Here is a 14,953-nt window from a genome sequence, read left to right on the forward strand (position 1 = left end):
TATAGAAAAACCAGAAGCAGGCAAAATGCTTTACTAAAATTGTTGGATAAAGGAATAGAAGCCTATCAATCCCTGCTCAATCAAACTCAAGCGAAAGGATTAAGTATGGTAGACGCTGAAACATTTAAGACCATTAAACTGGTTTATCAACAGCAAAAACAGCGATACTTACACCCACAAGCCAAGATACCAAACCGGATAGTAAGTTTGTACAAACCCTACCTCAGACCCATTATCAGGGGAAAAGAGAATAAACCCTTAGAGTTCGGAATGAAGGTTCATAAGTTGCAGGTAGGTGGAATCAGCATAATTGAATATGGAAGTTATGAAGCCTTCAATGAGTGTAAACGTCTGAAAATCAGTATAGTCAAACATAAAAGTACTTTTGGTCTATGTACCCATATAGCTGCTGACAGGATTTATGCTACCAATGAAAATCGTAAATATACTACTCAGAAGAACATCCAGACCAACTTTATTAGAAAGGGTACTGGAAAAGATGATAAAGCTACCAAACAAATCAAAGCAGTACTTAATAAAGAAAGAGCTACACGTTTAGAAGGCAGTTTTGGTAATGAAAAGGAACATTACCTCTTGCATAAGAACAAAGCCAGAAGTCCTGACAACGAACAAGTTTGGCTATTTTTCGGTATTCACACTGCCAATGCTGTTTTGATTGCCAAACGAAGACAGAAAGCTCAAAGGCAAGCCCAAATGGCCGCTTAAATTGAAAATTTCATATCAAAACTCACCCATAAAATGGGGTGGTTCAGTGTGTCTACTCGTAAACAGAAAAGTCTCAATTGACGAAAAACTCACGATAGATTGTACTTTTTAAAGATGTTGCTCTTTGAAAATCAACAAGACACTCAGATTTTTGAGTGTCTTGTCGTTAGAATATTTTATCTAAGAGAATTTCCAAGGAAAGCCTCAATATTGAATGACCTTTGTTTATCTATGATTGAGATGTCAGTATAAAATCTTCTCTATTGTTGTGTGCAACAGCTATGTTTTATCTGCTGATTTCTAATACTTCCACTTCCACCATTCCGGCCGGTGCTTGTATCTGGGCAGTTTCACCTACTTTCTTACCAAACAGGCCTTTACCAAACGGAGAGTTGACAGATATTTTTCCTTGTTTCAAATCGGCTTCTTCTTCCGAAACCAGTGTGTAGGCCATCATGGCACCGTTTTTCTTGTTTTTAATCTTTACTTTCGACAATAAAGATACTTTTGATGTATCAATCGTTGACTCATCTAAGATACGGGCATTGGCTACTAATTCTTCTAATTTGGAAATTTCCATTTCCATTAAGCCTTGTGCATCTTTAGCAGCATCATATTCGGCGTTCTCCGACAAATCGCCTTTATCACGTGCTTCTGCAATCTGGCGGGCAATATCTGCTCTGCCTTTACCTTTCAGGTCATGCAATTTATTTTTCAGGTTGTTATAACCCTCTTCGGTGTAATACTGAAGTTTTGACATATCTCTTATAAATTTAAAAACCCCTTTCTGCTGAGGGGTGGACAAAAAAAGAACGGCGAAAATTCGACCGTTCCAGATAAAATTGTAAATTTTATCACAGAAACTAACTGAATTTTACTCGAAAAAATACTTTATTTACCCGATTTTGTTTCATTTGTGTAATTTAGATGGCAAAGGTACAAAGATTTTTTAAAATCAAGTATTTTTGCGACCACATAATTATATAACGGAGAAAAGATGAAAATAGTTTTTATGGGTACGCCTGATTTTGCAGTAGCAAGTTTACGCAAACTGGTTGAAAATGGTTGTGAAGTAGTGGCAGTAGTAACAGCACCAGATAAGCCTTCGGGTAGAGGTTTGCACCTGAACCAGACACCTGTTAAACAGTATGCGGTTTCACACGGTATTCCTGTGCTACAACCCGAAAAACTGAAAAATCCTGAATTTTTAGAACAATTGAAAAGCTATCAGGCTGACTTGCAGGTAGTTGTGGCATTCAGAATGTTGCCGGAAGTAGTCTGGAATATGCCGCCAAAAGGCACTTTTAACCTGCATGGCTCACTTTTACCGCAATACCGTGGGGCAGCACCTATCAACTGGGCAGTCATTAACGGAGATATAGAAACGGGTGTAACTACATTCTTCATCAAACAAGAGATTGATACGGGTAATATCATTTTTGTAGATAAAGAACCGATTTATCCGCACGACAATGCAGGCACGGTACATGATAGACTGATGGAAAGAGGAGCAGACCTGGTGTTGAAAACAGTAAAAGCCATTCAAGCCGGAGATTATCCGCAATTACCACAGGAAACAGATATGGAGCTAAGACCTGCACCAAAGATTTTTAAAGAAACCTGTGAGATTAACTGGAATCAACCTGCTGAAAAAGTACATAATTTTATACGGGGTCTTTCGCCGTATCCGGCAGCTTGGACTACTTTATCAGATAAAATCTGTAAAATTTATCAGTCTGAACTGACCGATACACAGGGAAAAGATGTTGCACCCGGAACGGTTGAAAGTGATGGCAAAACTTTTCTGGCTTTTAAATGTGCTGATCAATTTCTGCGAATAAAAGAATTACAGATTGAAGGGAAAAAGAAAATGGGAGTACAAGATTTTCTGAGGGGATTCAGGTTATAGATTAATGCAGAAATCCGTCCTTTACTAAAGACGGATTTCTGCATTAGGTTATTATATAGCACTTACTATTGTAGTGAAATTGGCAAATACTTTCATGGTTTCATGAACAACTACATTACAATGTTCATCAGCTTGATGTTTGGTACAAACAGTACCTATAATTTGCCCTTTTAAATAGGTTTTCCCTTCAGATTTATATAGTTTTTCAATGACTACACTACCGCTTTCGCTCATCGTTTTTTTACAATGTTTATATATTGAAGAACCTTGCTTTTCCTTTGACTTATGCACGGCACCTATATAAGTCTCGCTGGTATTGAATGAAAATTTACCTTCTTTAAAATTCTTTGTATATACGTTTAATGTATTAGACATATTGTCTTCAAAGTTTAAATACAATTCTCCATCGCCTCCAGCAGCATAAATCACAATTTCACTTGGGTCAGACCCATCTACACTAAAAGTATTTTCGGTATTAATGTAGAGGTTACTCACTAATAATAGCTTGGCTTTACCTGCATGTTGTAATTCTACACTAATAGCAACCGGATTATAAGCAGCTTCCGGTTTTTTCCCGGGTGCTGTATAAATAACTACCGCTTTATTGCCGCTGCTGGCATACCCTAATGTACCGGATGTCTGGTCTTTTGGCTCTTTAGTAGTCCAGTCCACACCATTCAGATAAAGTTTGGCAATATCGGTACGGTCAGCCAGTTTTGGTGTATTCAATGGTACCAATAAAGCAATTTCAGGAGAAGGGTTTGGGTTATCTGTCCAAGGCCATTCGAAACCATTGTCAAGATGTTCCAGTCTTAATTCTTTTATTTCTTTTACCTGTACAGTATCATATTCCGGCAATAATTGATAACGGGTAATCATAGACCACCAGCTAAAGTGTTTAAGGTATCCACTGATTTTTTTCCGGGTTTTATCAACAGATAAAGGCGAGGTCATTTGCCATATTTTATTCTGATCCTGAAATGCCAGTGCCATATTATCTAATGAAACACCGCTCATTTCTTTATCGTTATATTTATAGGTAAAACTAATAGGTTTAGCAAATTCGCTGCTATCAGGGCCAAATTCATAACCGATACCTACACCGCCCCATGCTTTGTTTTCTACAGGGCGTATCGTAATATTGGTTTCTTTGGTTAATGCTCCGGCTGGAAAATTCAAAGTAAGTTTACCATCCGGGGTAGAAATACTACCTCCTTGTGCGCCAATCATTTTAGCCGTAGTTGCTCCTAATGGTTTACCAATTTCGGTAGGTGTACCTTTTGAAGGAATCCCCGGTTCAGGCTTATTCGGGTCAATCTCGCAGGATAACATTCCTGCAGAAAAAAGAAGTGTAATTGCGATGGTTTGCAGAGTTTTCATAATTGTTTTAAAGTAATAGCTTTTCATATATTGAGTGATGTCAAATAACATGGTACAAACTTATATTACTTATGAAACCCTATGAAAGTGTAGCTGTATGAACTGTATAATAGTATAGCAGAATTGATAAAACAGGGTACTGAATTGTAGAAATATATTGTACTAACTGAGGTTGGCATGAAGTGGAAAACCTTAAAATAATGCAGAGTAGCAAATATTACAACACATTTAAAAATAACAACTAAAAATTGTAACCTTAAAACATCATTTCTTGTCTGAACACAATTAAAAACCAAGAAAGAGATTCGCCAATCGGAATAGATATACCAGGTTTTTAATTGTGTGAGTTTAAATGATGGCTGCTTTTTGGTTACTTTTTGCAGCACCAAAAAGTAACATCCCGAGGCTATGAAAGAAAAATAATATAGGATATAGCTATCAATTCTGAATGATTCCAGCTAAAATTTGAACCAATAACAAGGTTTTATTTGCTGAAACTTCAACAAAAAAGGAGAGCACCGCTCTCCTCAAATAAAATCTCTTCTATTATTACTTACCCATCCAGTATTTAAAGTCTGCTACTTTTTCTCTACTGACTAAGGCTTGTTTGTTATGCGCAGGGCGTAAAAACAAGGCTAACCTATTACCAAAGTAGGGCTCTATTTTTTCAACGGTTTTGTGCGTGAGAATCATGCCCCGGTTGATTCTGAAAAAACGTGAAGGGTCAAGTGTTTCGGCTATTTCGTCTAAAGTATAATCAACTAAAAATTTCTGATTGGTATGCGTAGTGAAAAAACTGTATCGCTCATCGGTAAAGAAATAGGCAATTTCACCTACTTCAACCGAAAGTAACTTCTGATTCTGTTTCACTAAAAAACGCTCACGGTATTCGGGAGTTGTTTGTATCTTTAGTTCTTCTAATAGTTTCCTGATTCCACTCAACGAATCCTGTGCATTTTGCGCAGGGGTAGCTTTCAGAGCTTCATATTTATTCAGACTTCTTTGTAAATCATCACGGTGAACAGGCTTTAGCAAATAATCAATGCTGTTTACCTTAAATGCTTGCAGAGCGTATTCGTCGTAAGAAGTAGTAAAAATAACTGTGCTTTTTACTTCCGTCCGGTTGAAAATCTCAAAACTCTGCCCGTCAGATAATTCTATATCTAAAAATATCAGGTCAGGGTCAGTATTCCGATTGGCCCGGTTTGATTCCAGCCAGTCAACGGTATCTTCTATGCTATCAGTAACACCAATCACCTGAATTTCAGAAGTGATTTCGTTAAGAATTTTCTTTAAACGACGAACTGATAATTCTTCATCTTCAACAATCAATGCCTTCATATCAACAGTTTTAATTTAATTTTCTTGGTATATCGTTATTATTTAGTTTTATCCGTCAGGTAGTTTTGTGGATTAATGGCAAAGTAACTGTAAAGTAATCTGGGCCGTTTTCAATAATCGGCTCAGATGTAACAACCTTGTTTTGTGCCAGTAAATGATATTTGGTCTGGATATTAGCCAGCCCTATACGTGTCGATTCCAGATTCTCCAATCCTGAAGTACTCTTCTTCTGTAAGTTATTTCTTACTTGTAATAGACCGTTTTCGGTTGATACAATCTCAACTATCAGTGGGCGACTGGTTCTGATAACATTATGTTTCACCGCATTCTCTACCAGCAATTGCAACGTAAGTGGAGGTATATGATACGATGCGTATTTATCATCCACTTCAATATTCAGGTGCATGCCCTCACCATATCGGGTTTTCAGCAAATGATAATAAGATTCAATGAAAGTCAGTTCATGATTCAAGGTGGTCAGATGGTTCACATTATCATCGTCTATGGTTGACTGATTGGTTTGTAAGAGATACCTGTATACACGCGCCATTTGGTTTACAAACTCTTCAGCCTTTTCAGCATCTTCGGCAATCAAGGTAGAAAGCGAATTAAGACTATTAAATAAAAAGTGTGGACTTATCTGCGCTTTCAGGCTTTGCAGTTGCCCTTGTATGTTTTCTTTCAGTAGTTTTTCTTTATTAAATTCATGGTGTTTCCAGTGCCCTAACGAATGAAAAGTCTCTTGTATAACCATTGTGAGCACTATGGCCATCATATTGACCACATACACAATCAGCAACGCTTTATAACCAAGAGTAGAACCGAAAAGCCTGAATTTGACATATAAGGCCGCTACTAATAACAGAAATATGCCTGATAAAACAGCATGTGTAAATACAGATATAGCTACTCGCTGAATAGTCTGATTCAGGCTTGAATATCGGTGCGAAATGAGGGTATTTACATGGTTTTGTATCAGAAAAGTGCAGGTAAGTAGCACACCATTCAGCAAAGTAGCGCCAACAAAGGTTTTCAAGTCAGAGAAGTAACCTGAACCTATCAACAGATAACAGAAAAACATCAGGAAGACAGGCATGGTCAATACATACGACCACTTGGTTTTGGCTTCAGGTTTTCGGGTAATACTATTGATAACAGGATTATTCATTGGCAACACAATATACTTTTATCTTTCTTAACAAAAATAAGCATATCATTTGCTTATTACATTCATGTTTTTGCCTCAAATCTCATAAATGCTGTATGAATTGAGTATTTCTTATCATAAACTGCTTAACTCTCTTTCTTTAATTATGGGCAGAATAACCGTAAAATGGTTGTCGTGTTCAACTACTTCTACCGGGTCGTTACATAAAAAAGTATATTTGGCTACCAGATTAGAAAGCAACGCTTCTTGTGTATCAATCGTCCTGATTTTTCTTTGCAGATTGTTTTTTATGCGTATTCTCCGGTCTGGTAAAATATCTATGCTGATAATCAAAGGTTTGCTGACCGACATCATATTGTGTTTGATGGCATTATCTACCAGATTCTGAAAACTTAAAGGGGATAAAATAATCCCTGAATGCTGATTAATAGAGGGAAAGTTGAATTGTAAACCATCGCCATACCGTACTTTCAGGAGTCGGGCATAAGTTTCCAGAAATTCGATTTCTGTAGAAAAACAGGCATACTCTACTTTGGCAGCCTGTAACATATACCTATATATTCTGGAAAGGTCTTCTACAAATTGTTCAGCCATCACTTTATCTTCTCCGATTAAAGAAGAAAGCGTATTGAGGCTATTGAAAAGAAAATGCGGATTAACCTGTCCTTTCAAGGTATCAAACTGTTGTTGCAGGGCAATACGTTCTAATTTTTCACTCTCTGTCTGATTCTGTTTCCATTTCTCAAAGGCATAAAATAAGCCTAAGGCCGCACATAGAAAAAAATCAAAAAATATCCCTAATATCATAATAGGCCATATTTTATCCCATACAAATTCAACTTTCAGATAGGAAAAAATACTATAAGCCCATACATCAAAAACAGCTAATAGCATAGTGATGCTACCAACCAGAACAAGCATTACAACAAGACGGATTGCATTCTGACTGAAGTGAGGGAATCGGGCTATTACCCAGCGAATAACAAGCGTAAGCACTATGATAGAAAACCAGTATAAAACAAAAACAAGTTGCGTAGCAATGAAGAAGGTCTTAAAGTCAGAAAAGTAACTATCACCAATAAAGTAATAGTTACCTGCCACAAAAAAGATGGGCATCATAGATAAATGATACCACCACTCATATTTTGAAAAGAAACCGGGTCTCATAAAGTTTTGGTGCCTTGCGTATCAGGCATTCTTCAAAAATAATGAATTCTGCCACTATAATTCTATGCACAAACTTTTATTGAGCCATTTTTATGTATGAATTGTAAAAATTGATGGATGATTTGTACTAATGTGGATAAAACCTGAGTGAACACTTATGAATAAACGGTTCACTCAGATTAAAATGATGGATTGTTATTTGGTAGAAACCAAGGTAAATGGCTCATCGTTTCCGTCTGAACTATTAATGTATAGTTTATTACCTTTTACTTCACCAACCTTTTTACCTTCATAATACAGGTTTATAACACCACTACCCGGCGAAGCCACTACACCTTTTACTAATTCTACCATAAATTCATCATTAGTGGTTTTCTGACGGATATTAAAATCCATATCTACAGTAAATTCTGTAGCACGGGTAACTTTAACAGTTCCTTTCACACTTGTTTCGTCAGCAGGAATGGTCTCTCCCTGAAACACAATTTCAGTAAATGCGTAATTGCCGGCAATCTGGGTGGCTAAGTCTGGTGCCGGTTCCTTGTCTTTGTCTTTTTCGCAAGAAGTAAGAAATACACTAAGCATCAGGCAGATACCTAAAACTGATTTTAAAGAGTAACGTAAAGCTTTCATAATTGTAAATATTTTTTTTGAAATAATTGATAAAGCAAATCAGGATGTGTGTATCACAGATGTCCCGTTCGCTTTTGCAAAGATGTAGTGTCAATGTCAGGTCTTAAATGCTATCCTGAGCGAAATGTCAGTTTTTATGAATGAATTGCTTATTTAATTGCATGGGGTGCAAGTAGGAAGTATTCTTTAAAAAATGGCTTTAAATGTCAATCAGAATCATAAACTGATAGAAAAAGAAACCGGATAAATAAAAATAACTGAATATATTATTATGCAATTCATATCCTGATTATGACAATTAATGAAGGGGAACCTACAATTGAAACAGGCCGCAATGGGAGCAGAAAAGACAGCTATATAGTTTTGCCACACAAACCGATAGCCAAAGAGAATTAATAGTACCTATTTAGAATATTTTATCGATTATGAAAAAGTTAAACACAATGAAACGTACATCAATTATTGTCCCTCTTTCACTGGCATTGTTCAGTGTACTTATGTCTTGCGAAGAAACAGAAGAAACGCCTAAGCCAACCCCTGTAGTAAATGTAAAAGCCCATGCAGGAACCGACCAGGATGTTTTACCCACGCAAGTAGCTACTTTAGATGGCTCTGCCTCTACAGGCAACGAAACCAAAACGTTTGCCTGGTCAATTGTAAGCAAACCAAGTAATAGTAAACTGACTTTGGCTCAGCCGACAGCAGTAAAACCAACTTTTACACCTGATATTGTGGGTTATTATGAGTTTGAACTAACTGTTACACAAGGCAGCGAAAAAAGTCAGGACAGAGTAAGATTTAAAGTAGAGTACAAAGAGCCTGTAACCATTGATAAGCCTATCAATGAAAAAACGCATCTGGTTGACCGTTTTATTGACCATATGAAACCCGATTATCTGGTAACAAAAGATATATCAGTAAATGCCGAATTGAGTGTTGCACCGGGTGTAACGATGGCTTTTGACCGTGATAAAGCCTTGAGTATTGAAGAAAAGGGATTGATTGATGCGGTAGGACTAAGCGAAAATCGTATCAGATTTACAGGTATACAATTGCAAAAGGGCTATTGGGCTGGTATAAAACTGTACTCGCCAAGTGCAGCTAATAAGATGGCTTTTGTGAATATAGAATACGGCGCAGGTAAAATTGCCTTTACCAATACCAAAGCCGGATTGGCTATGTTTGGTAATAAAAAAGCACAAATAAGTTTGACAGATTGCCTTTTCGCTACCAATGATGGCTATGGCTTATATGTACAGACAGGTGCAGTTTTAAAAGATTTTAAAAGAAACAGCTTTGAAAGACAATCACAGGCGGGTATCCTTATAGATGCAATCAATGCTACCTTTTTGGATGCAGATTCGAAATTTACAGGAGCAAACGAGCGAGATTTGGTAGAAGTCAGTTCGTCTATAATCAAAGAAGGTACTAATGTAAGCTGGCCTGCTTTTAAAGACCAAACCAAGTACAGACTATTAGGTAATCTGGAAATAGAAACAGGTTGGACATTAAAACCGGGTATAACGGTAGAAGTGGAAAGAGATGTGATGATTAGTGTAAATCGTAATGGTTATTTATCTGCTCAAGGAACAACTGATAAGAAAGTGGTAATAACAGGCGTAAGAAGAAACGAAGTGTATTGGAAAGGAATCATTATTTATTCGGTAAGTAATCAGAATGTAATTCAGAACGCAGAAATAAGTGGCGGAGGTAGCGTAGTCATTGTATCAGGCAGAAGAGCAAACGTGGTGGCTTATGGCAAAGGCGCTAAATTGACCATCAAAAATACCCGTTTGACTTATAGTGGAGGCTATGGCATCTTATATACCTCTGATGCTGATGTAAACAGCGATGCCGCAACAACTAACACATTTGCCAGCAACAATGCTGCTAACGTAGCTAAGTTTTAAACCAATTTTTAGGTAGAGAGATTGTACTCTCTACCATTTATTTCTACATTTATAAGTCATGAAATTAATCATATTTTTATTATTACTTACATTTTCAACATTGGCATGCGCAGATAAGTGTAAGTGTACAGAACCTACACCTGAAGAAAACAATTCAGGTAAAGTAGAGAAAGGAATTGTAAAGGGAAGAGTAACAGACGCTAACAAAAAACCTATTGCCAATGCCAAAATTGTAGCCAATAGTCTGGATTATCAGGATGCCCGCATTGGTTATACTGATGCGAACGGCAATTATAGTATCAAACTCCCCACAGGTATAGCTTCAGGTTCTTTTTATGTGAGAGGTAGTGTGAGAATCAAATTCAATGGGCAAAATTATGATTTAGCCCTATTTACGGAAAATGATGGGCAGTTTTCGCCTTACGATGGAGCTATTAAAAACCTTACCCTGAAATTGACAGGCAAGCGTACAGGTAATTTTGGCGATAATGGCTTCTATGGTGGGACTATCGAAATCATGCAGGATTTCAACACAGTAGAACGAGGAAATATAGAATTAACCTTGGTACCTGATGGCCCGTTGATTGATGGCAGTATTGGGCAAACAATTGTTCGCCGTGCTTCTGACAATGATTATTACATCTATGACATCGCTATTGGTAAATATAAAATTACAGCAAAAGACGTAAGCAACGGGAGGAAACTAAAAGTAAAAATCAGATATGATGAGAAAGATTTCAGCGAGACAACTACAGGATTGTTTATACCTCCATATGAATTGGCTGAGATTTATGAAATGGCCTTGTTGATTATGTAGCAATGGAAAACGGAGGAAGGAAAATGGAACAAGCGGACGCCGCACGGGAAAATGTAAAATGAAAAAAGTAGTATTCAGCAGGGAAAAAGTACTTTTCGTTCTCTCTGTTCTTTTCTCCATCCATTCTGTTTTAAAAGATATTTAAGACAATAAAAGTAGGTTTAGTATAGGTTTCAACACACAACTTTTAAGCATTCAATTTTTGTAAAGTATTCTTCAGCAGAAGGATACTTTTTTTATGTCTGATATTTTCTTGTGTACTCATAAATTTTTCTATTTTTGCTCTTAATCAACTACCTGAACTCATGACCATACTTCGACAAACTATCCTTTTTGTTTTTACCTGTATCAGTCTTTCGGCTTTCGCTCAGAATACTGAGAAAAAAACTGATGAAAAACCTGCTGTTCTGCCACCTGTTCCGGCACCGATTGAAACCAAAGGACAGGTGATTATTGGCGGGCAAACCATTAATTATACTACCCGCACGGGTTATATGGTAATAAAAGATGAAAGTGGTAAAGCCAAAGCCAATATCTTTTTTATAGCCTATACCAGAGACGGGGTCAATGATTTATCGAAACGCCCTGTTACTTATACTTTCAATGGTGGGCCAGGCTCGGCTTCGGTCTGGTTACACATGGGTTGTAGTGGCCCTAAGCGTATTCCGATGAGTGATAAGGGTGAATCGTTAGCACCGCCTTATTCGTATGTGAATAATGAATATAGCTGGCTCGATAAAACTGATTTAGTATTTATTGACCCTGTAAATACCGGGTATAGTCGTGCTGTGCAAGGTGAAAACGAACGTCAGTTTTTAGGCTATGTAGAAGACATTGAATCAGTAGGGGAGTTTATCCGTTTACACGCAACTAAGTATGGCCGTTGGGCATCGCCTAAATTTCTGGCGGGCGAAAGTTATGGTACTACCAGAGCGGCAGGCTTATCAGGTTATCTGCAAGACAGATACAATATGTATATCAATGGGGTTGCCTTGATTTCTTCTATCCTTAATTTTCAGACAGCCCTTTTTGATAAAGGAAATGATTTGCCTTTTGAATTGTTTCTGCCAACTTATACTGCTATGGCCTGGTATCATAAAAGGATAGCACCTGAGTATCAGGCAGATTTGCAAAAGACCTTGCGTGAGGTTGAAAAATTTGTTCTGAACGAATATGCAACCGTTCTGATGAAAGGCGACCAGGCAAGTGAAGCTGAACAAACGATGGTTGCTGAAAAACTAAGCAAGTTTACAGGCTTATCAAAAGAGTATATCAAACGTGCCAACAACCGCATAGAAATCGGTCGTTTTGTAAAAGAACTGTTGCGTGAAGAAGGTAAAACTGCCGGGCGATTAGATGGACGTTTTACAGGTACTGATTATGACAATGCCGGAGAGCGGTATGAATTTGACCCAAGCCTTGATGCTACTATCTCAGGGCCATACTCAGGCACAATTAATCAGTACTTGCGTCAGGAATTAAAGTATGAAAATGATTTGCCATACCTGATTCTGACCGGGAGAGTACAACCCTGGAATTATAACAATGTACAGAACAAATACCTGAATGTGAGCGAAACGTTGCGTCAGGCTATGTCTAAGAACCCTTATTTAAAGGTCTGGGTAGCGGCTGGGTATTATGATTTAGCTACGCCTTATTTTGCAGCCGAATACACTTTCAATCACATGATGCTACGCCCCGAACAAAAGAAAAATGTAAATTTTACTTATTTTGAGGCCGGGCATATGATGTATATCCATAAAGAATCGTTAATAAAATTGAAGTGCGATGCTGATAAGTTTTATGAGATGGCTTTGAAGTAATTACATTTTTTTGTCACTTTTATGCAATTGGAATGAGAAGATTTGTTTCGTATTTCTTGTTTGGAAGGGTGTTACTTTTTTTACCTGAAAAAAAGTAACCCGGACTGGGCGTCCAAAAAAGCAGGCATCATTTAAACTCGTACAATTAAAAAACTGATAGATTTTCTTTTAAGTTTAGTCCTTTCCACGTTTTTTAATCGTAGACTTGCCGTCCGCCTCTACAGGAAATGATGTTTTAAGGTTACATTTTTAGTATATAATTTTTATTATTTGAGTAAAGCAATCGGGCTTCTTACTTTACCTTAGGATAATTTACTCTGTGTAAACTCTGAGAAACTCCACAGTAAAATTATTCGCTAATTCACTAATTAGCCATTCACCATTCCTATTATTACAAAGAATCCACTTACGTAGCTATGAAAATCAGGCCGGCAGTTGCCATTATAGAAAACGAAAAAATCCTGACCATGCATTATCAATATGGTGGTCAGGATGTATATAATTTGCCCGGAGGCAATTTAGAATTCGGTGAGTCTCTGACTTTGACTCTTGCACGGGAATTAGAAGAAGAATTAGGCATTAAAGCCGAAATCGGTCAATTAATGATGATAGGGGAAGTACATTTTACAGACGCTCAGAAACAAACCATTCATTTTGTTTTTGAAGGCAGCATTTCAGAAGGTACGCCTATGCTTAACCCATTGCATACCTCGGCCTTAGCCATCAGATGGTTATCGTTAGAAGAATTGTCTTCCATAAACCTGTATCCCAATATCACTAAAAGCCTGAAAGATTATCTGTCAGGTAATTTGCAGGATAAATATATCGGCAAATTAGACCAGACCTGGTTTTAAAAAGCCGCCTTCATACGGCGCACTTTGCCCGAAAACAAATAAGCAAACCCTAAAACTGCTAATCCTCCCATAATCAGGAAGGCATAAGGCATTCGGCTGATGCTGTTTTGGTAAATCTCTGCCGATAAAAATGCTCCCAGACCTATGCCTGCTTCCATACAGATATACATGGTTGCCAATGCTCTGCCCCGGTTGTTTTCATCGCATAAATCAATTGTCCAGGCCTGTAAAATAGGAGAGAGCACTCCCTGAGCAATGCCAAAGAAAATAGCGGCTATTACAAAAAGATACACATTGTTTGCAAAGGCTGTAAAACCCATCGAAATAATCAGCGCAAAACACCCCCAGCGTAATACCGGAATCCGCCCGTTTTTATCAGAAACTTTGCCTGCCAGCAAACGAATAAACAAGGAAGCTAAGGTATAAATCAGAAAGTAAAAGCCTTTGTTATGCAGTCCGATACTCTTACTCAAATCAGGCGATAATGTAGCTACTGCTCCAAAACTGAAAGCCGTCAGAAACATAACAATAGCCGCAGGCAAAACCATAATGTCAAACACATCATTCTGATTAATCTTCAGAGAGCTAAGTGTAAATTTTTCCTTTTGTTCTTTCGGAAGAGTTTCTTTCATGTTATACAGTATCGCAATAGAGATAAGGGCAAACATGGAAGAAACATAAAACAAGACATTCATCGAAAACGTATCAGCAATCCAACTACCCAGTGCAGGACCAAAGGCCATGCCGAAACTACTCATTAACCCGTGCATACCCATCGCCTCACCTCTTCTATTGACAGGAACAATATCAGCAATATAGGCAGCAGTTCCGGTAGGTTTAAATCCGGTAGAAAAACCATGCACCAGCCTCAACATCAGGAAAGGAAAAACAGTAGTTACGAGCGGATAAAAGAATCCGCAGACAAAACAAACCAATGACCCAAAAGCCATTACAGGTACACGACCAATGCGGTCGGTCAGTCGGCCACTGAATGGACGTGAAAGTCCGGCAGTAAGCGTAAAAAGACTGATGATAAGACCCTTTGATTCTGCACCCCCTAATTTTGACAGATAGTCAGGCAGCTCAGGTATGAGCATATTGAAACTTGCAAAGAAAACCAGAGAACTGATACAGAGAAGCCAATACTGGAGAGAGAATATACTATTAGATTGTTGTTCCATCTGTAAAAATAAAGCATCAGTACCTGTATTTGCAAGACAAACTT

At 37.7% G+C, this 14,953-nt stretch carries 13 protein-coding genes; 6 read left to right on the forward strand and 7 right to left on the reverse strand.

Annotated features, from left to right (window positions below; genetic code table 11):
* Positions 1-726: transposase family protein (locus EWM59_RS27770; protein WP_510186009.1), on the forward strand; the 726-nt coding region annotated here is incomplete at its 5' end.
* Between the two features lie 286 nt (positions 727-1,012).
* On the opposite strand, the gene greA is transcribed toward EWM59_RS27770, so the two are convergent.
* The gene (greA, locus tag EWM59_RS21390) at positions 1,013-1,486 is read right to left on the reverse strand and encodes a transcription elongation factor GreA (RefSeq protein WP_130023297.1); all 474 of its coding nucleotides are present in this window, start codon (positions 1,484-1,486) and stop codon (positions 1,013-1,015) included.
* A 237-nt stretch (positions 1,487-1,723) separates the two neighbouring features.
* Here greA and fmt point away from each other — a divergent pair, with 237 nt between their 5' ends.
* Complete coding sequence (gene fmt / locus EWM59_RS21395) at positions 1,724-2,635, forward strand: methionyl-tRNA formyltransferase (protein WP_229239408.1); 912 nt, start codon at positions 1,724-1,726, stop codon at positions 2,633-2,635.
* Positions 2,636-2,686: 51 nt separating this feature from the next.
* Here the strand turns inward: fmt and EWM59_RS21400 are convergent, their stop codons facing one another.
* From EWM59_RS21400 to EWM59_RS21420, 5 genes are all read right to left on the reverse strand, one after another.
* The gene (locus tag EWM59_RS21400) at positions 2,687-4,015 is read right to left on the reverse strand and encodes a hypothetical protein (RefSeq protein ID WP_130023298.1); all 1,329 of its coding nucleotides are present in this window, start codon (positions 4,013-4,015) and stop codon (positions 2,687-2,689) included.
* 549 nt (positions 4,016-4,564) lie between these two features.
* The gene (locus tag EWM59_RS21405; RefSeq protein ID WP_130023299.1) at positions 4,565-5,356 is read right to left on the reverse strand and encodes a LytR/AlgR family response regulator transcription factor; all 792 of its coding nucleotides are present in this window, start codon (positions 5,354-5,356) and stop codon (positions 4,565-4,567) included.
* Positions 5,357-5,411: 55 nt separating this feature from the next.
* Entirely contained in the window at positions 5,412-6,524 is a 1,113-nt protein-coding gene (locus EWM59_RS21410) for a sensor histidine kinase (protein WP_130023300.1), read from the reverse strand.
* Positions 6,525-6,638: 114 nt separating this feature from the next.
* On the reverse strand, positions 6,639-7,691 hold the full coding sequence (locus EWM59_RS21415; RefSeq protein WP_130023301.1) for a sensor histidine kinase: 1,053 nt from the start codon (positions 7,689-7,691) through the stop codon (positions 6,639-6,641).
* A gap of 195 nt (positions 7,692-7,886) precedes the next feature.
* Positions 7,887-8,324: a hypothetical protein gene (locus EWM59_RS21420; protein ID WP_130023302.1), complete on the reverse strand. Its 438-nt coding sequence runs from the start codon at positions 8,322-8,324 to the stop codon at positions 7,887-7,889.
* 443 nt (positions 8,325-8,767) lie between these two features.
* On the opposite strand from EWM59_RS21420, the gene EWM59_RS21425 reads away from it, so the two are divergent.
* The 4 genes from EWM59_RS21425 (at position 8,768) to EWM59_RS21440 (ending at position 13,728) form a co-directional block, all read left to right on the forward strand.
* Complete coding sequence (locus EWM59_RS21425; protein ID WP_130023303.1) at positions 8,768-10,234, forward strand: PKD domain-containing protein; 1,467 nt, start codon at positions 8,768-8,770, stop codon at positions 10,232-10,234.
* A gap of 58 nt (positions 10,235-10,292) precedes the next feature.
* Positions 10,293-11,051 (forward strand): carboxypeptidase-like regulatory domain-containing protein, encoded by a 759-nt coding sequence (locus EWM59_RS21430; RefSeq protein ID WP_130023304.1) that lies wholly within the window; start codon positions 10,293-10,295, stop codon positions 11,049-11,051.
* 305 nt (positions 11,052-11,356) lie between these two features.
* A complete protein-coding gene (locus tag EWM59_RS21435; protein ID WP_130023305.1) occupies positions 11,357-12,874 on the forward strand; it encodes a S10 family peptidase in 1,518 nt (505 codons plus the stop codon).
* A 416-nt stretch (positions 12,875-13,290) separates the two neighbouring features.
* Complete coding sequence (locus EWM59_RS21440; protein ID WP_130023306.1) at positions 13,291-13,728, forward strand: NUDIX domain-containing protein; 438 nt, start codon at positions 13,291-13,293, stop codon at positions 13,726-13,728.
* Here EWM59_RS21440 and EWM59_RS21445 read toward each other — a convergent pair.
* A complete protein-coding gene (locus tag EWM59_RS21445) occupies positions 13,725-14,909 on the reverse strand; it encodes an MFS transporter (RefSeq protein ID WP_130023328.1) in 1,185 nt (394 codons plus the stop codon). The two genes, EWM59_RS21440 and EWM59_RS21445, sit on opposite strands and share 4 nt — an antisense overlap.
* Positions 14,910-14,953: the final 44 nt, after the last annotated feature.

Origin of the sequence: Emticicia agri (assembly GCF_004168285.1) — a bacterium.
Lineage (GTDB): Bacteria > Bacteroidota > Bacteroidia > Cytophagales > Spirosomataceae > Emticicia > Emticicia agri.

Excerpts from the sequence above, each read along its gene's own strand:
- greA (WP_130023297.1), bottom strand. The coding sequence starts at position 1,486 with ATGTCAAAACTTCAGTATTACACCGAAGAGGGTTATAACAACCTGAAA.
- fmt (WP_229239408.1), top strand. The coding sequence starts at position 1,724 with ATGAAAATAGTTTTTATGGGTACGCCTGATTTTGCAGTAGCAAGTTTA.
- EWM59_RS21400 (WP_130023298.1), bottom strand. The coding sequence starts at position 4,015 with ATGAAAACTCTGCAAACCATCGCAATTACACTTCTTTTTTCTGCAGGA.
- EWM59_RS21405 (WP_130023299.1), bottom strand. The coding sequence starts at position 5,356 with ATGAAGGCATTGATTGTTGAAGATGAAGAATTATCAGTTCGTCGTTTA.
- EWM59_RS21410 (WP_130023300.1), bottom strand. The coding sequence starts at position 6,524 with ATGAATAATCCTGTTATCAATAGTATTACCCGAAAACCTGAAGCCAAA.
- EWM59_RS21415 (WP_130023301.1), bottom strand. The coding sequence starts at position 7,691 with ATGAGACCCGGTTTCTTTTCAAAATATGAGTGGTGGTATCATTTATCT.
- EWM59_RS21420 (WP_130023302.1), bottom strand. The coding sequence starts at position 8,324 with ATGAAAGCTTTACGTTACTCTTTAAAATCAGTTTTAGGTATCTGCCTG.
- EWM59_RS21425 (WP_130023303.1), top strand. The coding sequence starts at position 8,768 with ATGAAACGTACATCAATTATTGTCCCTCTTTCACTGGCATTGTTCAGT.
- EWM59_RS21430 (WP_130023304.1), top strand. The coding sequence starts at position 10,293 with ATGAAATTAATCATATTTTTATTATTACTTACATTTTCAACATTGGCA.
- EWM59_RS21435 (WP_130023305.1), top strand. The coding sequence starts at position 11,357 with ATGACCATACTTCGACAAACTATCCTTTTTGTTTTTACCTGTATCAGT.
- EWM59_RS21440 (WP_130023306.1), top strand. The coding sequence starts at position 13,291 with ATGAAAATCAGGCCGGCAGTTGCCATTATAGAAAACGAAAAAATCCTG.
- EWM59_RS21445 (WP_130023328.1), bottom strand. The coding sequence starts at position 14,909 with ATGGAACAACAATCTAATAGTATATTCTCTCTCCAGTATTGGCTTCTC.